We start from the raw sequence: 20,975 nt of genomic DNA on the forward strand, positions 1-20,975 counted from the left end.
ATGCGCGCCCCTGACAAGACCCGCCGCCGCGCCCGCGAAGCCGGCTTCACCCTGGTGGAGATGATGGTCGTCATCGTCATCCTGGGCCTTCTGGCCACCGTCGTGGCCATCAACGTCCTGCCCAGCCAGGACAAGGCCATGAAGGAGAAGGCTCGCGCCGACGTGGCGGTGCTGGAGCAGGCATTGGAGGGCTACCGCCTCGACACCTTCGCCTTCCCGCGCACCGAGGACGGCCTCGCCGCCCTCGTGACGCCGCCGGCCAGCCTGGCCCAGCCTGACCGCTACCGCGAAGGCGGCTATGTGCGTCGCTTGCCCAAGGATCCTTGGGGCAACGATTACCAGTATCGTTCGCCGGGCCAGCATGGCGCGATCGACGTCTTCTCGTTCGGCGCCGACGGCCGAGAGGGCGGCGAGGGCAAGGACGCCGACATTGGCAACTGGGGCTGACATCCCGCGCAACGCCGGCAGGCGGGGGGGCTTCACCCTCGTCGAGCTCATGATCGTTCTGGTGATCATGGGCCTGCTGGCCAGCGCCGTCGTCCTGGCCTTGCCGGACGGCCGCCCTGGCTTGCCGCAGGAGGCCGAGCGCTTCGCCGCCACCCTGCTGCGCGCCCGCGACGAGGCCGTGTTCCGGGGAGGGCAGGTCCGCGTCGTGGCGGCCGATGGCGCGTACCGTTTCGAGCGCCGCGAGGGTCGCGACTGGCGCCGCCTGGATGAGCCGCCGTTCCGCGCCCGCGCCTTCGAGGAGGGCACGCAGGTAACGGCCTCGCCAGACGCCGTCGTGATCTTCGATCCTACCGGTCTGGCCAATCCCGCCGAGTTCACCTTCGCGCGCGGACAGGCGCGTCGCACCGTCGTCGTCGATCTGGCAGGGAACGTCTCGCTCGATGCCCCGCGCCCCTTCTGAAGCCGGCTTCACCCTGATCGAGCTGCTGGTCGCGCTGGCGATCTTCAGCCTGGCCGTGCTGGCCTTGCTCAACCTCGCCGGCGAGAACACCCGCGCGGGAGGCCGCCTGGCCGACCGGGTTCTGGCCGAGGTGGTGCTCGACAACCGCGCGGTCGAGGCCATGGCCAGCGCCACGCCGCCGGCCATCGGCCGCAGCAGTGGGATCGAAGCGGCGGGCGGGCGGGCGTGGGCCTGGACCCGCCAGGTCAGCCGCACCGCCGATCCCGCCATAGTCCGCGTCGACATCGCCGTCGCCGCGCCGCGCTCGAGCGCGCCGCTGGCCTGGGCCTCGCTGTTTCGGGGCGCGCGATGAAAGGCTTCACCCTGGTCGAAATGCTGGTGGCGGTTCTGATCTTCGCCCTGATCAGCGCGGCGGGCGTGGCCGTGATGGGCTCGACCCTGTCCAACCAGGGCGCCGTGAGGGTCACCGTCGACCGCCACGCCGAGCTGCAGCGGGCCCGCGCCATCCTGAAAGCCGACCTCTCGCAGGCCGCGGCTCGTCGTACGCGCGGCGAGGACGGCCGCCCAAGCCTGACCGCCTTCGCCGGCGGCGATCCCTGGGGCGGCGGTGGTCCGCTGCTGGCCTTCGTCCGGCGCGGCTGGGAGAACCCCGACGCCGACGCCCGCGCCTCGCTGCAATATGTGGAGTACGCGCTGGTCGAAGGCCGCCTGGAACGCCGATCTCGGCCGGCGCTGGACGGCGCGCGGCTAGGCCCGCCGCAGGTGCTGCTGCGCGACGTGCGCGGCGTGGAGCCCAGTTTCCTCTTCAACGGCGCCTGGACGCCGACCTGGAAGGGCAATCCGCAGACCGACATACCCACCGCCGTGCGCCTGGACATGACGCTGGCCGACCTCGGTCGCATCGACCAGCTGTTCCTGACCTCGGGGGAGGGGCGATGAGGCGCCGGCACGAGGAAGGCGCAGCCTTGCTGACGGTGCTGCTGATGGTCGCCGTCATCGGCATCATCGCCGTGGGCGTGCTGGAGGATATCCGTTTTGGCCTGCGCCGCTCGTTCAACGCCCAGGTTGGCGGCCAGGCCCGCTGGTACGCCCTGGGCGGCGAGCAGATGGCCCGCTCGCGCATCGACCAGTTGCTGGCCCGCGACACAGGCAAGACCACTCTGGAGGGCGACTGGAACGGTCGCGCCGTGGAGTTTCCGATCGAGGGCGGGGTGATTCAGGCCCGGCTAGCCGACGCCACCGGCTGCTTTAACCTCAACAGCGTCGTCGAGGCCAACCAGGGCGAGCCGTTTCGTCGCCGCGAACTGGGCGTGCGCCAGCTGGCCAGCCTGATTAGCCTTCTGGGCGCGCCCAACGGTCCGGATCTGGCTGAAAGCCTGGCCCAATGGATCGACAGCAACGATGTCGGCCCGGCTGGGCTGGAGGACGATGGCTACGCCTCGGCCGGCGTTCCGCATCGCACGGCCGGCGGTCCCCTGGCCGAGGTCAGCGAACTTCGCGCCGTGCGGGGCTTCGACACCGGGATCTACGCCACGCTGCGCCCATACGTCTGCGCGCTGCCCACCACCGACCTGTCGCCGATCAACGTCAACACCCTGCCGGAGAGCCGGGCGGTCCTGCTGTCGGCGATCACCCTGGGCGCGGCGCCGCCGGAAAACGCTCGCCGGGCGATCGCCGCGCGGCCGGCCGGCGGCTGGTCGGACCTGGAGGCCTTCTGGGGCCAGAAGGCCCTGGCCGGCGCCGCGCCGGTCGACGGCGTGCGCGACCAGATCCGGTTCCGCACCCGCTACTTCTCGCTCGAAAGCCGCGTCGGCCTGGCCGGCGGCGAAACCTTCATGACCTCGCTTTTCGAAGCCGGCCCGACGAACCGCGTCCATCTCGTCGCCCGGCGCTGGACCCTGGAAGAATGACCCGCCTGCTGTTTCTCCCCGACGGGCCCGACGAGGCCCCCGAGATCGTCGAGCCCGGCGTCGCCGGCCCAGTGCGACGCAAGCTGCTGCCCAGCGAGCAGGCGGGTGGTTCAGCCGTGCTGGTCCTGCCCGGCGCCGAGGCCGTGACCCGCTGGCTCGACCTGCCGGCCGGCAGCGCGGCCCAGGCGCGGGCGGCGGCCGCCTTCCAGGTCGGCGATGCGGTCGCAGGCAGTCCTGAGGGCCTTCACCTGGCCGTCGGCGAACGCGACGCCGAGGGCCGCGCCCTGGTGGTCTGGATTGACCGCGAAAAGCTGCGCTCGGGCCTTGAGGCGGCGCAGGCGCGCGGCGTGGCGGTGACGGGCGCCTTGCCCGACTATTTGCTGCTGCCCGACGACGCCGAAGGACGCACCGTGCTGGCCGCCTTCGGCGAGCGGCTGGGCGTGCGCGCGCAGGGACTGGCCTTCGGCGTCGAGCCAGAGCTGGCCTCGATCGTCGTCGGCGAGCGGCCTCACCGCTACATCCCGGCCTCCGAGCTCGACGCGTGGCTGCTGGCCAGCGCCGAGCGCCCGGTCGTCGACCTGTTGCAAGGCCAGTTCGCACCGCGTCACGATGGACCGGTGCTGCGCTGGAAGCGCTTGGCCATTCTCGCGGCCATCGTCGTTATCTCCCCGCTGGGGCTGCTGCTGGGCCAGATCACCAAGGATGGCCTGGAGGCCCGCGCCATCGAAGGCCGTAACAAGGCCGTGGCCGTACAGCTGGTCCCGCAGGCCGCTCGCTATGGCGACCCCGCGCGGTTCGCGATCGGCCGGTTGCAGGCCAGCCGGCGGCAGGGCTTCGGCGCATTGGCGGCGGGCTATCTCGACGCCGTGCGCTCGGTCTCGGGCATGCGGCTCGACACCCTTGTCTATGGCCAGGACGGCGCGATCCGTTCGTCGGTCTCCTACGCCAACTATTCCGACATGGATCAGCTTCGCGAGGCGCTCAAGGTTGGCGGCTTCGATGTCGTCGAGCAGGGCACGGTCACCGAAGGCCAGCGCGTCACCAGCGACCTCATAGTGCGGAGCAAGCCGTGAGCCGGATCCTCGAAAGCTGGAACGCCCGCACGCCGCGCGAGCGGGTGATGCTGGCCGTCATGACCGCCGCCATCCTCGGCGTCGGCGGGTTGTATGGCGTCGTCATGCCTCTGAAGCGCGCGAGCGTGGATGTTCGCGAGCGCCTTCAGGACGCCCGCGAGCAGTCCGCCGCGCTGAAGCTCGCGTCCATGGACGGCGCGCCCGCCAAGGCCGACGCCCGTCCTGTCGCTGCGATCGTCGAGACCAGCGCCGCGGGCCTTGGCATGCCCATCGCCCGCAAGCGCCAGGAGAGCGACGGCGCCTTCACGATCTGGATCAACGCGGTCGACGCCCGCGCCCTGCTGCCCTGGACGGCGTTGCTGGAGCGCGAGGCGGGGCTCGGCGTCGCCGGCTTCACCACCTCGCGTCTCGACAACGGCCTCGTCGAGGCCGAGGTCACCTTTGCAAGGGCCGCCCGATGAAAACCCGGATTCTTGTCGCCGTGCTGGCCGGGTTGTCCGCCGTGATGGTCGTGGCGCTGGCGCCGGTCACGTTGCTGACCAGCCGATTGACCGAAGGTGGGGGGCTGGCTGTCTCCGAGGCTTCCGGCACGGTCTGGCGGGGTCGTGTGAGCCTGGTCACGGTCCAGGGCAGACGCCTGGGGGGCTTCCAGGTCGGGCTTTCGCCGCTGGCCCTGCTGGGGGGAGACCTGCGCCTGCACGCGGCCGACAAGGCCGCCGGGCGGGCCTTCGTGCTGCGCGCGGGTCGCGACAAGGGCATGGAAGGCCTGAGCGGGCCGATCATGCTCGATACGGCCCAACTGGCCGGCCGGATTGAGGCCAAGGACGTGGATGCGCTGTTCCGCGATGCTCGCTGCCGTCGGGCAGGCGGTCAGGTCCGCTTTCGCGCGGCGCAGGGTCCGTTGCTGGGCGGGACGACCTTCGCCGGGACGCCGGCCTGCATCGGCGGCGACTGGGTCGCGCGCCTGACGCCGGCGAGCGGGGGCGGGGCTGCGATCACCTTGCGGGCCGACGGGGCGGGGCGGCTTCAGGCCGAGATCGCGGTGGCCACTGCTGATCCGGTGCTGGTCCAGGCCGCGCTGGACCAGGGCTTCGCCAAGGACGCCGCCGGCGTAAGGCGCGTGATCTCGACGCGGCTTTCAGCCGAAAAGGCCGTGAAGCGGCCCTAGCAGCCAGGTCAGCCAGGCGCCGATCGCCAGGAACACCCCGAACGGCAGCCGCTGGTCCATCGTCACGCGACGGCGAAGGACCAGTTGCGCCAGGGCGACGCTGATTCCCGCCAGACCCGCCCAGACGACGACCGAGGGCAGGGCGCTCCAGCCTGTCCAGGCCCCGATGGCGCCCAGCAGGCGCGGATCGCCGCCGCCCAGGCCCTCGCGGCCGCGCAGGCGCTTGTAGGCGAAGGCCAGCAGCCATAGCGACCCAAAGCCCACGGCCGCGCCCAGCACCGGCGTCCAGACCGGCTCGCGCAGCACCAGGATCGAGACCGCGAATCCGACCACGCCCAGCGGCAGGGTCAGCATGTCCGGCAGCCAGAAGTGTTCGGCGTCGATCGTCGCCAGGAGCAGCAGCCACCAGCCAAGGACGGCCGTGGCCAGCGCCATGGGGCCGATGAAGCTCGTCGCGCTCCAGGCGCCGATTCCCAGGCAGGCCAGCTCTAGCAGCAGGTAGCGCCGGGGAATCGCCGCGCCGCAGCTGCGGCAGCGCCCGCGCAGGGCGGCGAAACTCAAGATGGGAATTAGATCCAGCGGCGACAGCTTTCGGCCGCAGCCGTCGCAGGCCGAGCGTCCGGCCGCCCACGGCCGTTCGGCGGGCAGGCGCAGGGTCAGCAGGCCGATGAAGCTGCCCACGAACGGGCCCAGCACGATCGCCGCCAGCGTCCAGAAGATCTCGGAAACCTGCATGGCTGCCGACCTTCCGTACGAGATGTCCGAAGAAGGGAGGAAATGGTGGATGCTGCAGGGATTGAACCTGCGACCCCCTCGGTGTGAACGAGGTGCTCTCCCGCTGAGCTAAGCATCCGCCGTGTGGGCTAGGCCTTCCGAAGAAGTCCCCGCCGCGAGAGGAGGGGGCTATAGACCGCTCTTTTCCGCGCCGCAAGTGCCCAAAAGCGAGATTGCGGCCTGTGGGACCTCGGAAAAGCGATCTATCAACAGATCTCCGCCGAGCGTCTCCACCGGAGCCTCGGTGTAGCCGAACGAGACCAGCAGAGCAGGCACCTTGGCGGCCTTGGCGCTCAGGACGTCGTTGATGCTGTCGCCGACCATGACCGCGCGGGCCGGGTCGCCGCCGACCGCGGCGATGGCCGCCAGCACGTGGCGCGGGTCGGGCTTGGGGGCGGGGGCGTCGTCGGCGCCGACCACGGCGTCGAAGAATCGGGTCAGGTCGACGGCGTCCAGCAGGGCCACCGACAGGTGGGTCAGCTTATTGGTGCAGACCACCAGGCGCGCGCCGGCGGCCTTCAGCGTTTCCAGCGTCTCGACCACGCCCTCGAACGGCGCGCTCTCATGGGCGATGCGGCCCAGATAGATGGCGATGAAGCGCTCGACGAGCTTGGGCGCCTGCTCGGCGTCTAGCGGCGCCCCCGCGGCGGCGAAGCCGCGCTCCAGCAGGGCCTTCGCGCCGCGCCCGACCATCTTGCGCACATCGCCGAAAGGCAGGGCGGGCAGGCCCTCCTCGGCGAGGATGGTGTTCAGCGCCCCCACCAGGTCTGGCGCGGTGTCGACCAGGGTGCCGTCGAGGTCGAAGGCGATCGTCGTATCTTTGAGGGCGTGCGAAAGAGACATGCCCTGGCCTTTCGGCTAAAGGCGCGGCTAATGCAACTTTGGTTCGCTTCGGAGTCGCCTGGTTCATGACCACGACCGTTCCCTCCCGCCCGCGCGCGGCCGTGATCCTGGCCGCTGGCCAGGGCACGCGCATGAAGTCGCCGACCCCCAAGGTGCTGCACAAGGTCGGCGGACGGGCCATGCTCGATCACGCCATTGACGCCGCTCAGGCCCTGGGCTGCACGCGTATCGTCGTGGTGGTCGGCGCCCACAGTCCGCAGGTCGGCGAGCATGTCCGCGAGCGCCTGGGCCCCGACGCCGCCGTCGTACAGGATCCGCCGCTGGGCACTGGCCACGCGGTGCTGGTCGCCAAGGACGCCCTGGACGATTTCGACGGCGACGTGGTGGTCACCTTCGCCGATGGCCCGCTGCTGACCGCCCCGGTGATCGCCCCGCTGTTCGATCTGCGCGCCGCCGGCGCCGACGTGGCGGTGCTGGGCTTCGAGGCCGCCGATCCGGGCGCCTACGGCCGCCTGGTGCTGGCCCCCGGCCACGTGCTGCTGCGCATCGTCGAGGCCAAGGAAGCCGAGCCGGCCGTCCTGGCGCTGAAGCACTGCAATTCCGGCGTCCTGGCCGCCGACCGCGCCCAGTTGTTCGACCTTCTGGCCGCCGTCGGCAACGACAACGCCAAGGGCGAGTATTATCTGACCGACATCGTCGGCATCGCCCACGACCGCAAGCTGGCCACCCGCGCCACCTTCGCGCCGGAGGCCGCCGTGCAGGGCGTCAACTCCCAGGCCGAGCTGGCCGCCGCCGAGGCGGTCTGGCAGGCCGGCCGCCGCGCCGCCCTGATGACCGAGGGCGTGACCATGCCCGCGCCCGAGACCGTCCACCTGTCATGGGACACGACAATCGCCGCCGGCGTCACGGTCGAACAATTCGTGGTGTTTGGCGCCGGCGTCAGCGTCGCCTCGGGCGCGGTGATCAAGGCCTTCAGCCATCTGGAAGGCGCCTCGGTCGGGCAGGGCGCCCTGATCGGTCCCTACGCCCGCCTGCGTCCGGGGGCCGAGATCGGTCCCGAGGCCCACATCGGCAACTTCGTCGAGGTCAAGAAGGTCAAGGTCGGCGCGGGCGCCAAGGCCAACCACCTGAGCTATCTGGGCGACGGCAGCGTAGGCCCTAAGGCCAACATCGGCGCCGGCACGATCTTCTGCAACTACGACGGCTTCGAGAAGTTCGAGACCCATGTCGGCGCGGGCGCCTTCATCGGCTCCAACTCCGCCCTGGTCGCGCCCGTGCGCATCGGCGACGGGGCGATGACCGGCTCGGGCTCGGTGATAACGGGCGACGTGCCCGCCGGCGACCTGGCGCTCAGCCGTGCGCCACAGACCAACAAGACCGGGTGGGCGGCCAGGTTCCGCGCCCTCAAGCAGGCCCAGAAGCAGGCAAAGAAGGACAACAAGGCATGAGCGCCGACGCGCAGAAGAAGGCTTCGGGCGAAGCCGCCGCCCTGCTGGTGGAGCCGGGCATGGTGGTGGGCCTGGGGACCGGTTCGACCGCCGCCTGGTTCGTCAAGGCCCTGGCGGCCCGCAAGCTCGACGTCCGCGGCGTGCCGACCTCGGAGGCGACCGCCAGCCTGGCCCGTGAACTGGGCATCCCGCTGGCGACGCTGGACGACGTCATGTCGATCGATCTCACCGTCGACGGCGCCGACGAGATCGGCCCGGGCCTGTCCCTGATCAAGGGCGGCGGCGCGGCCCTGCTGCGCGAGAAGCTGGTCTGGGAGGCCTCCAAGCGCTGCGTCGTCATCGCCGACGCCGCCAAGCACGTGAAGGTGCTGGGCAAGTTTCCGCTGCCGATCGAGGTGGTGCGCTTCGGCCACCCCCACACCGGGCGTCGCCTGGCCGACATCGCCGCCGAGTTCGACCTGCCGCCGCCGCGGCTGCGCATGGCCGACCGCGGCATCGTCGTCACCGACGGCGGCAATGTGATCTATGACATGGCTTCGGGCGCGATCACCGAGCCTGCCGCCCTGGCTTCGGCGCTGAAGGCCGTTACCGGCGTGGTCGATCACGGCCTGTTCCTCGACCTTGCAGACGAGGCCCTGGTGGGGACCGACGAAGGGGTGGTCAAGCTTCTGCCTTGATCCCATATCCCGATCCCGACGCTTTAAGTTCGCTTTGATCCGGAGCCGATGATGGCTGAGTACGACTTCGACCTCTTCGTCATCGGCGCCGGCTCGGGCGGCGTGCGGGCCGCCCGTCTCGCGGCCCTCTCGGGCGCCAAGGTGGCCGTGGCCGAGGAATACCGCGTCGGCGGCACCTGCGTGGTGCGCGGCTGCGTGCCCAAGAAGTTCATGGTCTACGCCAGCGAGGTCTCCAGCCAGCTTAAGACCGCCAAGGGCTATGGCTGGACGATCGGCGACGCCAGCTTCGACTGGAAGACCTTCCTGCACGACAAGGACGTCGAGATCGCGCGTCTGTCGGGGATCTACGTCACCAACCTGCGCAAGGCCGGCGCCCACCTGCTGCACGGCAAGGCCCGCATCCTGGACCCGCACACCGTCGAGGTGCTGCCGAAGGAAGGCTCCGAAGGCGACGCCGGCCGCTACACAGCCAAACGGATCCTGGTGGCCACGGGCGGCCGTCCGGTGCGCCCTGACTTCGAGGGCGCCGAGCACGGCATCACCTCGGACCAGGCCTTCCACCTGCCGACCTTGCCCAAGCGCGTGCTGGTGGTCGGCGGCGGCTACATCGCCGTGGAGTTCGCCGGCATCTATGCCGGGCTCGGCGTCGAGACCACGCTCTGCTATCGCGGCTCCAACATCCTGCGCGGCTTCGACGACGACGTCCGCGCACACCTCGCTGACGAGATGGAGAAGCGCGGCGTCAAGGTGGTGCTGGGCTGCTCACACAAGTCGATCGAGAAGACCGAAGGCGGTCTCGTCAGCACTTTCAACAACGACCTCACCTTCGAGAGCGACGTCGTGCTCTTCGCCACCGGCCGCGAACCCTACGTCGAGGGGCTGGGCCTGGAGAACGCTGGGGTGAAGCTGAAGGACGACGGCGCGATCGCTGTAGACGCCTATTCCAAGACCAATGTCGACAGCATCTGGGCCGTTGGCGACGTGACCGACCGCATCAACCTGACGCCGGTGGCGATCCGCGAGGGCGCCGCCTTCGCCCAGACCGAATTCTACGGCAATCCGACCACCTTTGATCACGACCTCGTCGCCTCGGCGGTGTTCTCGCAGCCGCCGATCGGCGCGGTGGGCATGAGCGAGGCCGAGGCTCGCCATGCCTTTGGCAAGGTCGACGTCTATCGCGCCGTCTTCCGGCCGATGAAGCTTACCTTCTACGGCGGCCAGGAGCGCTGCCTGATGAAGCTGGTCGTCCGCCAGGACAACGAGCAAATCGTGGGCGTCCACGTGGTCGGCCCCGACTCGCCCGAGATCATCCAGATGGCGGCCATCGCCGTGAAGATGGGCGTGACCAAGCCGCAATGGGACAGCACCTGCGCGGTTCACCCGACCCTCGCCGAGGAGCTGGTGACCATGCGCGAGAAATACGTCCCGGCCGAGGTGGGCGGCGTATGACCACGGCCTCCGTCGTTCCGGAGAAGGGCACGCCCTGGCTTGGCGGGGTTATGGTCTTCGTCTTCGCGCTGACCCCGTTGCTGGGCTATGCTGCGCAGCTGGGTTTCGCGCCGTTGATGGCCCTGGCGGGGCTGCTGGTGTTGCCGGTGATGGGCAGGCCCCGGGCGCCGGCCGCGCCGGCCCTGATGCTGCTGCTGCTGGCTATCTGGGCGGCCTACAGCATGACCTGGAGCCCGGCCGCTCCGCCGCCGGGGTCGCTCAAGGACTACGGCGACGTCGAGAAGGTGACGGCCGTGAAGCTGTTCCTGCAGCTGGCGCTTTACGGCGCCGCCGTCGCCGCGGCGCTGCGCCTGTCGGCCCGCGCGGCCGACCGAGCGGCCACGGTGATGGGCTTTGGCCTGCTGGCTCTGGCCGTGGTCGTGGGCGTCGACGCGCTGACCGGCGCCTCGATCTTTCAGAAGCTGCGCGTGCTGACCGGCGATCCGGTCCGGCCCGACATCGCCAAGATCAAGATCTCCATCGGCTGCTACGTCATGTCGGTGTTGTTCTGGCCGGCCGCGGCCGTCCTGGCGCGCCGGGGCAGGAAGGCCGCCGTCGTGCTGCTGCTGGCCGGCGTGGTGACCACCTCGGTGCTGTCCAGCGCCGACTCCTGCCTGGTGGCCCTGGCGGCTGGCGGCGCGGTCTGGCTGCTGGTCAAGGGAACCGGCAAGCTCGGCGGGCGTCTGCTGACCCTGGCCGTGGCCGCCCCGTTCGTCGTGGCGCCGATCGCGGTGCTGTGGGCGATCCAGACCGGCTTCTGGGGCTGGCTCCATGGCCTGGTCCCGCCTTCCTGGGACGCGCGTCTCAATATCTGGGCCTTCGCCGCCGATCACATCCAGGATCATCCGTTCCGGGGCTGGGGGTTGGACGCCAGCCGCACATTCGGCGACGCAGTGCCGCTGCATACCCACAACGCCCAACTCCAGTTGTGGCTCGAACTCGGCGCCGTCGGCGCGGCCCTGGCCGGCGCCTTCTTCTGCTGGCTGGCCTATGGCGTAGCCCGTGCGGCCCACACCGATCGCGGGGCGGCCGCCATGAGCGGCGCGGCCCTGACAAGCTATCTGGTCATCGGCGCGCTGAGCTTCGGCGTCTGGCAGGAATGGTGGATAGCCGTCGGCGCCCTTGCCATCATCGCCTGCGTCGTGGTGCGTCGTTCGAGCGGCGAATACAGCGATGAATTGGTCGAACTTTCCTCGCTCGGCTGAAATATAGCCGTTCGCCGCACGATTTTTGCTTTTGCCCCTGGGGTGCGCTATGAGCGCATCCCTTTAGAACCTTCGAGAAGATCATGACCGCCCGGTGGACCCCCGCGACCTGGAGAGCCAAACCCGTCAAGCACGTGCCGACGGACTATCCGGACGCGGGTGCGGTCGAGCGGGTCGAGCAGACGCTCCGCCAGATGCCGCCTCTGGTCTTCGCTGGCGAGGCGCGCCGTCTGAAGAGCCTGCTGGGCGATGTCGCCGAAGGGCGCGCCTTCCTGCTGCAGGGCGGCGACTGCGCCGAGAGCTTCAAGGAATTCCACGCCGACAACATCCGCGACACCTTCCGCCTGATCCTGCAGATGGCGGTCGTGCTGACCTTCGCCGGCGGCAAGCCGGTGGTGAAGGTGGGCCGCATCGCCGGCCAGTTCGCCAAGCCGCGCTCCGAACCGATCGAGACCATCGGCGATGTGACCCTGCCGTCCTATCGCGGCGACATCATCAACGGCATGGACTTCAACCAGGCCGAGCGCGTTCCTGATCCGGACCGCCTGCTGAAGGCCTACGGCCAGTCGGCGGCGACGCTCAACCTGCTGCGCGCCTTCGCCAGCGGCGGCTATGCCGACCTCTACAACATCCATCGCTGGACCCTCGGCTTCGTCGGCGACAGCCCGCAGGGCGCGCGTTATCGCGAACTGTCGGAGAAAATCTCCGAGGCCCTGACCTTCATGTCGGCGGTCGGCGTCACGCCCGACACCCAGCCTGACCTCAAGCGCGTGGAGTTCTTCACCAGCCACGAGGCCCTGCTGCTGGGCTTCGAGGAAGCCATGACCCGCGTCGATAGCACCTCGGGCGACTGGTACGACACTAGCGCCCACCTGCTGTGGATCGGCGAGCGCACCCGCCAGCTGGACGGCGCCCACATCGAGTTCATGCGCGGCGTGAAGAACCCGATCGGCCTCAAGTGCGGCCCGACCATGGAGGGAGACGACCTCCTGCGCCTGATCGACGTGCTGAACCCCAACAACGAGCCGGGCCGCCTGACGCTGTACGGCCGCTTCGGCTCGGACAAGATCGCCGATCGCCTGCCGCGCCTGATGAAGGCCACCAAGGCCGACGGCCGCGCCGTCGTCTGGGCTACCGACCCGATGCACGGCAACACGCTGAAGGCCTCGACAGGCTACAAGACCCGCCCCTTCGACCGCATCCTCTCCGAAGTGAAGACCTTCGTGGAAGTGGCCCACTCGGAAGGCGTCCATCCCGGCGGCGTGCACCTGGAGATGACCGGCCAGAACGTCACCGAATGCCTGGGCGGCGCCCGCGCGGTGTCGGAGACCGATCTGGCCGACCGCTACCACACCCACTGCGACCCGCGCCTGAACGGCGAGCAGGCCCTGGAGCTTGCGTTCCTGGTGGCCGAGAAGCTGAAGGCGGCGCGCGACGACCAACGCAAGGTCGCCAACGGCTGACCTTAAGGTCAACCTCGGATTCGAGACGAAAGGGGCCCCGTGGATCAGTTCCACGGGGCCCTTTCAATAGTGCCCTTACGGCATGCGAAAAGATTTGTCGCAATTGCGAGGTTGCTTTTCGCAGATGCACACTCAAGACCTTCCAACGACTTGACCGCTAGCCCGGCGCTCTCCAATGGTTGTTTGAAGGGAGTGAATTTATGCGTCTGCAGGCCAAGTTGAAGCGCGAGTGGCGGTTCCTAAAGGGGCTGACCCGCACCCTAAAGCGTGTGAAGTCGATCGCGCCCGACAGCGACAACCTGATCTGCGACGATCTGGAAGCTGCGGTCGATAAGTGGCGCAACAATCCCGCCATCACGTTCGAAGGCAAGACGATCACCTATGCCGAGTTGGACGCGATCGCGAACCGCTACGCGCACTGGGCCAAGGGGCAGGGGATCACCCGCGGCCAGACCGTCGCCCTCTTCATGCCCAACCGGATCGAGTACCTCGCCATCTGGTACGGCCTTTCGAAGGTCGGTGTCGCCACGGCTCTCATCAATAACCAACTGACGGGCGCCGCGCTGGCGCATTGCCTCAACATCTCCCAGGCGCTGCACTGCATCATCGACACCGAGACTTCGCCCTGCTTCGAGGATGTGAAGGAGCAGCTCGGCCGTCATATCCAGCAGTGGGTGCTGGGCCCCGTCCACGGCGACCAGCGCGACCTTGTCAACGCCCTGAAGAGCTGCAGCCAGCTGCGCCCCGACCGTCTGACGGCCCGCGACGGCCTCAAGGCCAAGGACACCGCGCTCTACATCTTCACCAGCGGCACCACGGGTCTGCCCAAGGCCGCGCGCATCACCCACATGCGCGCTCAGCTCTACATGCGCGGCTTCGCCGGTTCGACCGACTCGCGCGCCACCGACCGCATCTACGTGACCCTCCCGCTCTATCACGCCACCGGAGGCCTCTGCGCCATGGGGGCGGGTCTTCTGAATGGCGGCAGCATCGTGCTGCGCAAGAAGTTCTCGGCCACCCACTTTTGGAGCGACGTGGTCACCGAGAACTGCACGATGTTCGTCTATATCGGCGAGTTGTGCCGCTACCTGGCCAACCAGCCCGAGAACGAGTTCGAGCGCGCCCACAAGCTGCGCCTGATCTTCGGCAACGGCCTTCGCCCGGACGTCTGGGAGGACATGCTCGACCGCTTCAAGGTGGGCGGCGTGCTCGAGTTCTACGGCGCCACCGAAGGCAACGTGTCCCTGTTCAACTTCGACGGCCGCCGCGGCGCCATCGGCCGGGTGCCGGGCTATCTGAAGAAGAAGTTCAACATCCGCATCGTCAAGTTCGACGTCGAGACCGAGACGCCCGTGCGCAGCGCCAATGGCTGCTGCATCGAGGTCAAGCCGGGCGAGATCGGCGAGTGCATCGGCCACATCGCCAGCGACGCGCGCTCCAACTTCACCGGCTACGCCGACAAGGCCGCCACCGAAAAGAAGGTGCTGCACGACGTCTTCGAGAAGGGCGACGCCTGGTTCCGCACCGGCGACCTGATGCGCCAGGACAGCGACGGCTACATCTATTTCGTCGACCGCATCGGCGACACCTTCCGCTGGAAGGGCGAGAACGTCGCCACCAGCGAGGTCTCCGAGCGCCTGGCCGGCTTCCCGGGAGTCAAGGAAATCAACGTCTACGGCGTGCCGGTGGGCGACCTCGACGGCAAGGCCGGCATGGCCTCGCTGGTGGTCGGCCCCGAGTTCGAGATCGACAACCTGGCCGAATATGTCGACCGCGAGATGCCCGCCTACGCCCGTCCGGTGTTCGTGCGCCTGCAGCCCGAGATCGAGACCACCGGCACCTTCAAGTACCGCAAGATCGACTTGGTGAAGGAGGGCTTCGACCCGGCCGTCATCAAGGATCCGCTGTATTTCCGTGAGCCCGGCAAGGGCTATGTGAAGGTCACCAAGGCGGCTTACACCAAGATCCTGGCCGGCGGGTTCAAGCTCTGAGCCTGGCGGAGGCCTGGTCGCCACTGGCGATCTTCGCCGCCGTGACGCCAAAGGACCCCGCGCGCCGCTTGGTGCGCGGGGCTTTCTATGGCGACCATCCTCGCCAGAGGCTTGACGTCTACGCACCGGCCCGTGGGGCAGGGGACTGGCCGGTGCTGGTGTTCTTCTACGGCGGGGCCTGGAACTCGGGCTGCCGGAGGGATTATGCCTGGGCCGCCCGCGCCCTGGCGGCCCAGGGCTTCGTCGTCGTCATGCCAGACTATCGGCTCCATCCCGAGGTGGTCTATCCGGCCTTCCTCGAAGATGCTGCGCTGGCCGTTCGTTGGGCGGTCAAGTATGCGCCGCGCCTAGGCGGAAACCCCGCGCGGCTGTCGCTGTCGGGTCATTCGGCCGGCGCCTACATCGCCGCCATGCTGGCCCTGGATCCTTCCTGGCTGAGGGGCGCCGATGTGGCGCCTGGCGCGGTGAAGGCCTTCGCCGGCCTCTCCGGCCCCTATGCCATCCTGCCGCTGGACGGGCCGATCACCACCCGCACCTTTGGCCATGTCGAGGACCTGCCGGCCACCCAACCGACCAGCTTCGCCCGCGCCGACGCGCCAGCCGCCTTTCTGGCTACGGGCGAGGACGATCACACCGTCCGCCCGCGCAACACCCGCAAGCTGGCCAAGGTTCTGCGCGCGGCCGGCGCGGTCGTCGAGGAGCAGGTCTATCCGGGTCTCGATCACGCGGCGCCGCTGCTGGCCCTTTCGCGGCCGTTCCGCCGCAAGGCGCCGGTGCTGGCCCAGATGACGGGGTTCCTGAGGGCCAAGGCGGGCTGATCCTCACGCGGCCATCCACCGCGCCTTGCTGCGCTGCGATTGAACCCGCGCCGCATCCTGTCTATATGGCCCTGACTGAACGCGGGTCATGTGTGTGGCGACCTCGCGAAATCCCAGTGTTTCAACGAAATAAGAAGGGGCGTCGCCATGCTTCTGACCATGATGAAGGCCAAGCTGCACCGCGCCACGGTGACCCAGGCCGACCTCGACTACGAAGGCTCGATCGCCATCGATCGTGATCTGCTGGACGCCTCGGGCATCCTGCCGAACGAACAGGTCGACGTGCTCAACATCACCACCGGCGCGCGCTTCACCACCTACGCCATCGAGGCCCCGCGCGGCTCCAAGGTGATCGGCGTCAACGGCGCCGCCGCCCGTCTGGTGCAGAAGAACGACACTGTTATCGTCGTCACCTACTGCCAGATGCCGGCTGAGGAGGCGCGCAACTACGCCCCGACCGTCGTGCTGCTCGACGAAGGCAACGTCATCAAGCAGGCCGCCTGATGCGGTCGGCCGCCGCCCTGGCGCTCGTCCTGGCCAGCGCCCTGGCTCTGGCCGGCTGCGGCGGCTCCAAGCTGCCCAAGGGCGTCGACGACGAAGCCCTGACCCAGGCCGTGGGCCGGGCCATCGGCTCGCCCTCTACCTGCGTGCTAATCGCCCAGGCCGACGGCAAGGTGCTCTGGACCGGCGGCGGCTATATCTCCTGCGCTCGCAACTTGCCGACCTGCGAGGGCAAGACCTCCACGGCCCAGGACGTGCTGAAGGCCAACCTGGCCGGCGAGGCCAGGTTCATCAGCTGCGACAGCTCGGCTACGAACCGCGTGGGCTGGGCCATGGGTCCAATGCCCGCCAGCGAGGGCCGCCAATCCTCCGGCCTGCGCTATCTCGCCGTCATGGAAGGCGAGCGCGCCCTGCCGGGCATCGAGATCCAGGACCGCGTCGAGCGTGCCTTCGTCAACGCCGGCTTCTAAAAAGAAAAGCCTCGCTCCCGGTGGGGAGCAAGGCTTCCAGCTTCAAAGTTGACGCCAGTCTTTACGGCTGGGCCTCGTAGGTGGCGCTGACCTCGACCCGCACCTTCAGCTCGCCGCCCGAGATCGACGTGGAGTCGGCCATTTCGCGCTTGGCGTAGCCGAACATCGCCACGGGCTGCGGCGAGGGCGTGTAGCCGCCGGCTTCGTTCAGGCTGACCAGGCGCACCACCTTGTAGCCGGTGGCGCGGGCGTAGAGATCGGACTTGGCCTTCAGGGCGGCCACGGCCTTGATGCGCGCCTCGTCCTCGGCCTTCTGCGGGTTCTGGAGGCCGAAGCTGATGCCGCTGACGGTGTTGGCGCCGGCCGAAGCGGCCGCGTCCACCGTCTGGCCCAGCTTGGAGAGATCGCGCGCCAGGATCGTCACCTGGTTGCTGGCCTGATATCCCGTCAGGCGCGGCGGCTTGTTCTCCTCGTAGACGTATTGCGGATTGACGTTGAGGTTCGAGGTCTGGATGTCGCGCTCGGCGACGCCGGCTTTCTTCAGCGCCGCGATCACCTTGTTCATCGCCGAACCGTTGGCCGACAGGGCTGCGGCGGCGCTGGCGCCTTCGGTCTGCACGCCCAGGGTGATGGTGGCCATGTCGGGGGCGATCACGGTCTCGCCAGTGGCCGACAGGTTGAAGGTCGTGGCCCGGAAGGCCGCATCGGCGCTGCCTTGGGCGGCTGCGGGGACGGCCGACAGGGCCAGGACGGCGACGCCGGCGGCGATCAGGGCCGGAACGGTCGAGCGGGTGCGGATCATGGTTCTTGTTCTCCTGCGCGCGGGAACCCAACAGTGCGTCGAGCCGCGATTGGATCCCCTGTCGCAAACTCAACCTGAACCGCACCTTTAAGCCGCGTGCAGCCCATGCTAATCGACCGGTCCTCGCCCGCGCCGACTCTCGTCGGCCCACGCGGCATGGGGGCCTGTAGCTCAATGGTTAGAGCCGACCGCTCATAACGGTCTGGTTGGGGGTTCGAGTCCCTCCAGGCCTACCAAGTCCTCTCAGCTGTTGCTGCCGAGATACCTGCGCACTTCCTCCACCGACGCGCCGGCGTGTTCGCAGGCGGTGTGGAGCTGTTCCTCGCTGACGCCCAGGGTCTCGGTCCAGTAGCGGACGGAGCGAGGTTCCTGCAGGTCGATCGACGCGTCGGCGCCTTCAGCGGGCAGGGCGGGCGGAACGGATCTGACGTGGGGCATGGCGGCCTCCTTTACGGAAGGAAGCCGCGAAGCGCCGCCGCGTTCCATGCGAGCGGCGGGTGCGGCCGCCGTCCCGCCTTGTCGGGGTAAGGCGAGACGGCGGTCGGGCGGCCTCGGGGCTGGGGGAGGAGGGCCGCGCCGTTCGAGGGCGGTGCGGTGGAGCGCCCCTCGAACGATGCCGATCCTGCCTCTCTGAACGTCGTTTGACTTGGAGGATGGCGGCCGGATTTGTCGAAACCCGGCCCATAGCCCTCTGTAGACGGCGCCGATTCAGCGATTGAACCGCCGTGACAGCCTGCGACAAAACGTCCTGCGACCGTCTCCCGATAACAAGAAGTCGGCTACTTTCAGCAATGTCAGTCGCGCGCGACATAACAATGTTCAAAAATCGACGTTTCCCTTGGTGCTCAACCAAAGCAGGTCCCGAAAATTGACATTTCTCCACTTCCGGAGGAGGTGGATTCTCGGACGCTCCACCTGAGGGAGCGCAACTTCCGCGACCGGCTGTCGCAGTCAGTCCTAATGCTCGTTAATCACTCGGCAATGGCGAGGGTCGCAAGTCTTACGCGAGTGAGATCCTGTTCGAATTTCCAGAAGGGGCGGCCGGACATGAGGAAAATAGCGACTTCAGTTTTCGTCGTTGGCACGATGGCGTTCATGGCTATGTCTGGTTCGGCGTCTGCTGCGACGGCGTCGAGTTCTTTTCAAGTCAACTTGACCATTCAAGGCGAATGCAAGGTGCAGTCGGCCTCGAACGTGAGTTTCGGCTCGCACGGCGTCATCGACGCCAACATCGACACCACCAGCACCATCGGCGTCCAGTGCACCAACTCCACCCCCTATACGGTCGCTCTGAGCGCCGGGGCGGGCACCGGCGCCACGGTGGCCGCGCGCAAGATGACCAGCGCGGCCAATGACACGGTCGGCTACGCCCTCTACCGCGACGCGAGCCGCACCCAGGTCTGGGGCGTGACGCAGAACGTCGACACCCAGGCCGGCACCGGCAACGGCGCCGTGCAGTCCTACACCGCCTACGGCCGTGTCTCGGCCCAGACGACGCCGGCCCAGGGCGCCTACAGCGACCTCGTGGCGGTGACGATCACCTACTGACATGCGCGCGGTCGTCCTCCTGGCCGCTCTGGCCCTGGGCGCGCTCGGCGGCGCGCAAGCGACCGCCGCGTCGCTGCGCGTCAGCCCCGTAAGCCTGGACCTGCCTGCGGGCCAGAACGCGACGACCCTGACGCTGCAGAACGACGACGCCGCGGCGCTGAACGTCCAGATCCGGGTGTTCCGCTGGACCCAGGCCAATGGCCGCGACGTGCTCACCCCGGCGACGGGCGTGGTCGCCAGCCCGCCGATCGCCAAGGTCGAGCCCGGCGCCAGCCGCACGGTGCGCGTCGTGCGGCTCGACGGTCGGCCGCCGGAGAGCGAGGAATCCTACCGACTGATCGTCGACGAGCTGCCGCCGCCGCTTAGCGAGTCCGGCCGGCAGGTCACCCTTCTGATGCGTCACTCGATCCCCCTGTTCTTTGGCTCCGGCCGCGAGCGCCCCAGGATCGAATGGCGCCTGCAGGCGTCCGAGGACGGCGGGGCGGCGCTGGTGGGCCGCAACACCGGAGCCCGCCGCCTGCGTCTGGCCAATCTACGGATCGGCGACGCTTCTGGCGCGGTCCTTGCCGAACGCAAGGGCCTGGTTGGTTATGTTCTGCCTGGAGCGGAAGTCTCCTGGCCCGCGGGGGCCTTCCAGCCCGCCGCCGGAGTTCGGTTGATCGCCGACACCGATACCGGGCCGATCGATGCGCCGCTCAAGAGCGACTGAGGCGGCTTTCCTGAGCGCCGTCTTCACCGCCTTCGGGGCCTGCGCCCTGGCCCAGGACCTGCCGCTCCCGGATCTGAAGGCGGTCGAGACCCTGCGCGAGGACCTGCAGCTCGAAGTCTGGATCAATGGCCGCAACACCGGCCTGGTGGCCGCCGTCGTCCGCGAGGCTGACGGACGCCTGCGGATGCGCGCCGACGAGATGCGCGCGGTCGGCCTGGCCGCTCCGGGCATGGAACTGGTCGAACTGGCGACGATCCGGGGGCTGTCGGCGACCTATGACGATCTTGGCCAGCGCCTGATGGTTACTGCCGACATCGATCAGCTGGCCATCCAGCGCTTCGACCTGTCGGTGCGCCGCGAGGCGGCTGGCGCCCCCCGCCAGGACCTGGGCGCGGTGCTCAACTACATCTTCTCGGCCGACGGCGGCCAGACCGACGCCGACGACCGCCTGGGCGTCGACGCCCTGGGGCTAGCTGTCGAAGCTATGAAGGTTGTTCACCCGGGGCGGTGCTGAGAGGCTGGGGTTGCGAAGCGCCAAACTCTAGCCCGGAGGCCCCGGATGAACGTGCATGAGAATGCGCGGCTGACCCCAGTTGGTCGAGCCCTGATGGTTGATCGGATCGAGCAAGGCTGGTCAGTGGCCAGGGCGGCGGAGGCCTTCGGGGTTTCCCGGCGCACGGCCGGCAAGTGGCTGCAACGGCATCGGCGGGGCGGCGAGCGAAGGCTTCACGACCGCAGCTCGGCGCCGCGCCGATGTCCGCGCAGGATCCCTGCCGGCGTGGTCGACCAGATCCAAGCGCTGCGTCGCCAGCGGATGACCGGTCCGGCCATCGCCCAGACCTTGGGCTTGGCCCGCTCGACGGTCGGACTGGTCCTTCGCCGCCTGGGGCTGGGCAAGCTGTCGGCGCTGGACCCCAAGGTTCCGATCATCCGCTACGAGCGCTCAGCCCCCGGCGAAATGATCCACCTGGATATCAAGAAGCTGGGCAAGTTCAACGTCCAGGGCCACCGCGTCACCGGCGACCGCCAGGCGGGCCGCTCGCGCAAGGCCGGCTGGGACTTCCTGCACGTCTGCGTCGATGACGCCTCGCGCCTGGCCTACACCGAGGTCCTGCCCTCCGAAGGCCAGCACGACACGACCGCCTTCCTCGAGCGCGCCCTGGCCTGGCTCGCCCGCCAC

26 protein-coding genes and 2 tRNA genes are annotated in these 20,975 nt (G+C 68.9%); 22 read left to right on the plus strand and 6 right to left on the minus strand.

Annotated elements, in window-relative coordinates; genetic code table 11:
* The 8 genes from gspG to gspN are packed head-to-tail and all read left to right on the plus strand — an operon-like array spanning position 1 to position 5,058.
* Complete coding sequence (gene gspG, locus DDF67_RS25060) at positions 1 to 447, plus strand: type II secretion system major pseudopilin GspG (protein ID WP_109455445.1); 447 nt, start codon at positions 1 to 3, stop codon at positions 445 to 447.
* Positions 362 to 907, plus strand: a complete 546-nt coding sequence (locus DDF67_RS25065) for a GspH/FimT family pseudopilin (RefSeq protein WP_109455446.1) — start codon at positions 362 to 364, stop codon at positions 905 to 907. The genes gspG and DDF67_RS25065 overlap by 86 nt, the downstream gene beginning before the upstream one ends.
* Positions 888 to 1,259 carry a type II secretion system minor pseudopilin GspI gene (gene gspI, locus DDF67_RS25070; RefSeq protein WP_109455447.1) on the plus strand — a complete coding sequence of 124 codons (372 nt, stop codon included), beginning with the start codon at positions 888 to 890 and terminating at the stop codon, positions 1,257 to 1,259. The genes DDF67_RS25065 and gspI overlap by 20 nt, the downstream gene beginning before the upstream one ends.
* Positions 1,256 to 1,846 (plus strand): type II secretion system minor pseudopilin GspJ, encoded by a 591-nt coding sequence (gspJ, locus tag DDF67_RS25075; RefSeq protein ID WP_109455448.1) that lies wholly within the window; start codon positions 1,256 to 1,258, stop codon positions 1,844 to 1,846. Before gspI ends, gspJ begins: the two co-directional genes overlap by 4 nt.
* The gene (gspK, locus tag DDF67_RS25080; RefSeq protein ID WP_109455449.1) at positions 1,843 to 2,817 is read left to right on the plus strand and encodes a type II secretion system minor pseudopilin GspK; all 975 of its coding nucleotides are present in this window, start codon (positions 1,843 to 1,845) and stop codon (positions 2,815 to 2,817) included. Before gspJ ends, gspK begins: the two co-directional genes overlap by 4 nt.
* Positions 2,814 to 3,890, plus strand: a complete 1,077-nt coding sequence (gene gspL, locus DDF67_RS25085) for a type II secretion system protein GspL (RefSeq protein ID WP_233247771.1) — start codon at positions 2,814 to 2,816, stop codon at positions 3,888 to 3,890. Before gspK ends, gspL begins: the two co-directional genes overlap by 4 nt.
* The gene (locus DDF67_RS25090; RefSeq protein ID WP_233247772.1) at positions 3,887 to 4,351 is read left to right on the plus strand and encodes a type II secretion system protein M; all 465 of its coding nucleotides are present in this window, start codon (positions 3,887 to 3,889) and stop codon (positions 4,349 to 4,351) included. The genes gspL and DDF67_RS25090 overlap by 4 nt, the downstream gene beginning before the upstream one ends.
* The gene (gene gspN, locus DDF67_RS25095; RefSeq protein ID WP_109455450.1) at positions 4,348 to 5,058 is read left to right on the plus strand and encodes a type II secretion system protein N; all 711 of its coding nucleotides are present in this window, start codon (positions 4,348 to 4,350) and stop codon (positions 5,056 to 5,058) included. The genes DDF67_RS25090 and gspN overlap by 4 nt, the downstream gene beginning before the upstream one ends.
* On the opposite strand, the gene DDF67_RS25100 is transcribed toward gspN, so the two are convergent.
* The 3 genes from DDF67_RS25100 to gph form a co-directional block, all read right to left on the minus strand.
* Complete coding sequence (locus tag DDF67_RS25100; protein ID WP_109455451.1) at positions 5,029 to 5,793, minus strand: prepilin peptidase; 765 nt, start codon at positions 5,791 to 5,793, stop codon at positions 5,029 to 5,031. The two genes, gspN and DDF67_RS25100, sit on opposite strands and share 30 nt — an antisense overlap.
* A gap of 43 nt (positions 5,794 to 5,836) precedes the next feature.
* A tRNA-Val gene (locus DDF67_RS25105) sits at positions 5,837 to 5,911 on the minus strand.
* A 50-nt stretch (positions 5,912 to 5,961) separates the two neighbouring features.
* The gene (gph, locus tag DDF67_RS25110) at positions 5,962 to 6,675 is read right to left on the minus strand and encodes a phosphoglycolate phosphatase (protein WP_109455452.1); all 714 of its coding nucleotides are present in this window, start codon (positions 6,673 to 6,675) and stop codon (positions 5,962 to 5,964) included.
* Between the two features lie 65 nt (positions 6,676 to 6,740).
* Here gph and glmU point away from each other — a divergent pair, with 65 nt between their 5' ends.
* The 9 genes from glmU (at position 6,741) to DDF67_RS25155 (ending at position 16,736) form a co-directional block, all read left to right on the plus strand.
* Complete coding sequence (gene glmU / locus DDF67_RS25115; RefSeq protein ID WP_109455482.1) at positions 6,741 to 8,123, plus strand: bifunctional UDP-N-acetylglucosamine diphosphorylase/glucosamine-1-phosphate N-acetyltransferase GlmU; 1,383 nt, start codon at positions 6,741 to 6,743, stop codon at positions 8,121 to 8,123.
* On the plus strand, positions 8,120 to 8,800 hold the full coding sequence (rpiA, locus tag DDF67_RS25120; RefSeq protein WP_109455453.1) for a ribose-5-phosphate isomerase RpiA: 681 nt from the start codon (positions 8,120 to 8,122) through the stop codon (positions 8,798 to 8,800). The genes glmU and rpiA overlap by 4 nt, the downstream gene beginning before the upstream one ends.
* Positions 8,801 to 8,851: 51 nt before the next feature.
* The gene (gor, locus tag DDF67_RS25125; protein WP_109455483.1) at positions 8,852 to 10,249 is read left to right on the plus strand and encodes a glutathione-disulfide reductase; all 1,398 of its coding nucleotides are present in this window, start codon (positions 8,852 to 8,854) and stop codon (positions 10,247 to 10,249) included.
* Positions 10,246 to 11,493, plus strand: a complete 1,248-nt coding sequence (locus DDF67_RS25130) for an O-antigen ligase family protein (RefSeq protein WP_109455454.1) — start codon at positions 10,246 to 10,248, stop codon at positions 11,491 to 11,493. Before gor ends, DDF67_RS25130 begins: the two co-directional genes overlap by 4 nt.
* 83 nt (positions 11,494 to 11,576) lie before the next feature.
* Complete coding sequence (locus DDF67_RS25135; RefSeq protein WP_109455455.1) at positions 11,577 to 12,956, plus strand: class II 3-deoxy-7-phosphoheptulonate synthase; 1,380 nt, start codon at positions 11,577 to 11,579, stop codon at positions 12,954 to 12,956.
* 200 nt (positions 12,957 to 13,156) lie between these two features.
* Positions 13,157 to 14,947 (plus strand): long-chain-acyl-CoA synthetase, encoded by a 1,791-nt coding sequence (locus DDF67_RS25140; RefSeq protein ID WP_109455456.1) that lies wholly within the window; start codon positions 13,157 to 13,159, stop codon positions 14,945 to 14,947.
* 71 nt (positions 14,948 to 15,018) lie between these two features.
* A complete protein-coding gene (locus tag DDF67_RS25145) occupies positions 15,019 to 15,765 on the plus strand; it encodes an alpha/beta hydrolase (RefSeq protein ID WP_233247773.1) in 747 nt (248 codons plus the stop codon).
* 147 nt (positions 15,766 to 15,912) lie between these two features.
* Complete coding sequence (panD, locus tag DDF67_RS25150) at positions 15,913 to 16,269, plus strand: aspartate 1-decarboxylase (RefSeq protein ID WP_058347267.1); 357 nt, start codon at positions 15,913 to 15,915, stop codon at positions 16,267 to 16,269.
* Positions 16,269 to 16,736 (plus strand): hypothetical protein, encoded by a 468-nt coding sequence (locus tag DDF67_RS25155; protein ID WP_109455458.1) that lies wholly within the window; start codon positions 16,269 to 16,271, stop codon positions 16,734 to 16,736. The genes panD and DDF67_RS25155 overlap by 1 nt, the downstream gene beginning before the upstream one ends.
* 61 nt (positions 16,737 to 16,797) lie before the next feature.
* Here the strand turns inward: DDF67_RS25155 and DDF67_RS25160 are convergent, their stop codons facing one another.
* Positions 16,798 to 17,538, minus strand: coding sequence for an SIMPL domain-containing protein (locus DDF67_RS25160; RefSeq protein ID WP_109455459.1), 741 nt, complete (start codon positions 17,536 to 17,538; stop codon positions 16,798 to 16,800).
* Between the two features lie 160 nt (positions 17,539 to 17,698).
* Between DDF67_RS25160 and DDF67_RS25165 the strand changes: the two genes are divergently transcribed.
* Positions 17,699 to 17,774, plus strand: a tRNA-Ile gene (locus tag DDF67_RS25165).
* A gap of 7 nt (positions 17,775 to 17,781) precedes the next feature.
* On the opposite strand, the gene DDF67_RS25170 is transcribed toward DDF67_RS25165, so the two are convergent.
* Entirely contained in the window at positions 17,782 to 17,976 is a 195-nt protein-coding gene (locus DDF67_RS25170) for a DUF3606 domain-containing protein (protein WP_109455484.1), read from the minus strand.
* Positions 17,977 to 18,509: 533 nt separating this feature from the next.
* Positions 18,510 to 18,635, minus strand: coding sequence for a hypothetical protein (locus tag DDF67_RS26310; RefSeq protein ID WP_269845479.1), 126 nt, complete (start codon positions 18,633 to 18,635; stop codon positions 18,510 to 18,512).
* Positions 18,636 to 18,639: 4 nt separating this feature from the next.
* Here DDF67_RS26310 and DDF67_RS25175 point away from each other — a divergent pair, with 4 nt between their 5' ends.
* The 4 genes from DDF67_RS25175 to DDF67_RS25190 form a co-directional block, all read left to right on the plus strand.
* Entirely contained in the window at positions 18,640 to 19,086 is a 447-nt protein-coding gene (locus tag DDF67_RS25175; RefSeq protein WP_269845480.1) for a Csu type fimbrial protein, read from the plus strand.
* 1 nt (position 19,087) lies between these two features.
* Entirely contained in the window at positions 19,088 to 19,795 is a 708-nt protein-coding gene (locus DDF67_RS25180) for a fimbrial biogenesis chaperone (RefSeq protein WP_109455461.1), read from the plus strand.
* Positions 19,773 to 20,309 carry a hypothetical protein gene (locus DDF67_RS25185; protein ID WP_109455462.1) on the plus strand — a complete coding sequence of 179 codons (537 nt, stop codon included), beginning with the start codon at positions 19,773 to 19,775 and terminating at the stop codon, positions 20,307 to 20,309. Before DDF67_RS25180 ends, DDF67_RS25185 begins: the two co-directional genes overlap by 23 nt.
* Positions 20,310 to 20,354: 45 nt before the next feature.
* The coding region (locus DDF67_RS25190; RefSeq protein ID WP_109455485.1) for a leucine zipper domain-containing protein at positions 20,355 to 20,975 on the plus strand (621 nt) is incomplete at its 3' end.

It is taken from the genome of Caulobacter endophyticus (assembly GCF_003116815.1).
Lineage (GTDB): Bacteria > Pseudomonadota > Alphaproteobacteria > Caulobacterales > Caulobacteraceae > Caulobacter > Caulobacter endophyticus.

Excerpts from the sequence above, each read along its gene's own strand:
- gspG (WP_109455445.1), top strand. The coding sequence starts at position 1 with ATGCGCGCCCCTGACAAGACCCGCCGCCGCGCCCGCGAAGCCGGCTTC.
- DDF67_RS25065 (WP_109455446.1), top strand. The coding sequence starts at position 362 with ATGGCGCGATCGACGTCTTCTCGTTCGGCGCCGACGGCCGAGAGGGCG.
- gspI (WP_109455447.1), top strand. The coding sequence starts at position 888 with ATGCCCCGCGCCCCTTCTGAAGCCGGCTTCACCCTGATCGAGCTGCTG.
- gspJ (WP_109455448.1), top strand. The coding sequence starts at position 1,256 with ATGAAAGGCTTCACCCTGGTCGAAATGCTGGTGGCGGTTCTGATCTTC.
- gspK (WP_109455449.1), top strand. The coding sequence starts at position 1,843 with ATGAGGCGCCGGCACGAGGAAGGCGCAGCCTTGCTGACGGTGCTGCTG.
- gspL (WP_233247771.1), top strand. The coding sequence starts at position 2,814 with ATGACCCGCCTGCTGTTTCTCCCCGACGGGCCCGACGAGGCCCCCGAG.
- gspN (WP_109455450.1), top strand. The coding sequence starts at position 4,348 with ATGAAAACCCGGATTCTTGTCGCCGTGCTGGCCGGGTTGTCCGCCGTG.
- DDF67_RS25100 (WP_109455451.1), bottom strand. The coding sequence starts at position 5,793 with ATGCAGGTTTCCGAGATCTTCTGGACGCTGGCGGCGATCGTGCTGGGC.
- gph (WP_109455452.1), bottom strand. The coding sequence starts at position 6,675 with ATGTCTCTTTCGCACGCCCTCAAAGATACGACGATCGCCTTCGACCTC.
- glmU (WP_109455482.1), top strand. The coding sequence starts at position 6,741 with ATGACCACGACCGTTCCCTCCCGCCCGCGCGCGGCCGTGATCCTGGCC.
- rpiA (WP_109455453.1), top strand. The coding sequence starts at position 8,120 with ATGAGCGCCGACGCGCAGAAGAAGGCTTCGGGCGAAGCCGCCGCCCTG.
- gor (WP_109455483.1), top strand. The coding sequence starts at position 8,852 with ATGGCTGAGTACGACTTCGACCTCTTCGTCATCGGCGCCGGCTCGGGC.
- DDF67_RS25130 (WP_109455454.1), top strand. The coding sequence starts at position 10,246 with ATGACCACGGCCTCCGTCGTTCCGGAGAAGGGCACGCCCTGGCTTGGC.
- DDF67_RS25135 (WP_109455455.1), top strand. The coding sequence starts at position 11,577 with ATGACCGCCCGGTGGACCCCCGCGACCTGGAGAGCCAAACCCGTCAAG.
- DDF67_RS25140 (WP_109455456.1), top strand. The coding sequence starts at position 13,157 with ATGCGTCTGCAGGCCAAGTTGAAGCGCGAGTGGCGGTTCCTAAAGGGG.
- panD (WP_058347267.1), top strand. The coding sequence starts at position 15,913 with ATGCTTCTGACCATGATGAAGGCCAAGCTGCACCGCGCCACGGTGACC.
- DDF67_RS25155 (WP_109455458.1), top strand. The coding sequence starts at position 16,269 with ATGCGGTCGGCCGCCGCCCTGGCGCTCGTCCTGGCCAGCGCCCTGGCT.
- DDF67_RS25160 (WP_109455459.1), bottom strand. The coding sequence starts at position 17,538 with ATGATCCGCACCCGCTCGACCGTTCCGGCCCTGATCGCCGCCGGCGTC.
- DDF67_RS25170 (WP_109455484.1), bottom strand. The coding sequence starts at position 17,976 with ATGCCCCACGTCAGATCCGTTCCGCCCGCCCTGCCCGCTGAAGGCGCC.
- DDF67_RS26310 (WP_269845479.1), bottom strand. The coding sequence starts at position 18,635 with ATGAACGCCATCGTGCCAACGACGAAAACTGAAGTCGCTATTTTCCTC.
- DDF67_RS25175 (WP_269845480.1), top strand. The coding sequence starts at position 18,640 with ATGTCTGGTTCGGCGTCTGCTGCGACGGCGTCGAGTTCTTTTCAAGTC.
- DDF67_RS25180 (WP_109455461.1), top strand. The coding sequence starts at position 19,088 with ATGCGCGCGGTCGTCCTCCTGGCCGCTCTGGCCCTGGGCGCGCTCGGC.
- DDF67_RS25185 (WP_109455462.1), top strand. The coding sequence starts at position 19,773 with ATGCGCCGCTCAAGAGCGACTGAGGCGGCTTTCCTGAGCGCCGTCTTC.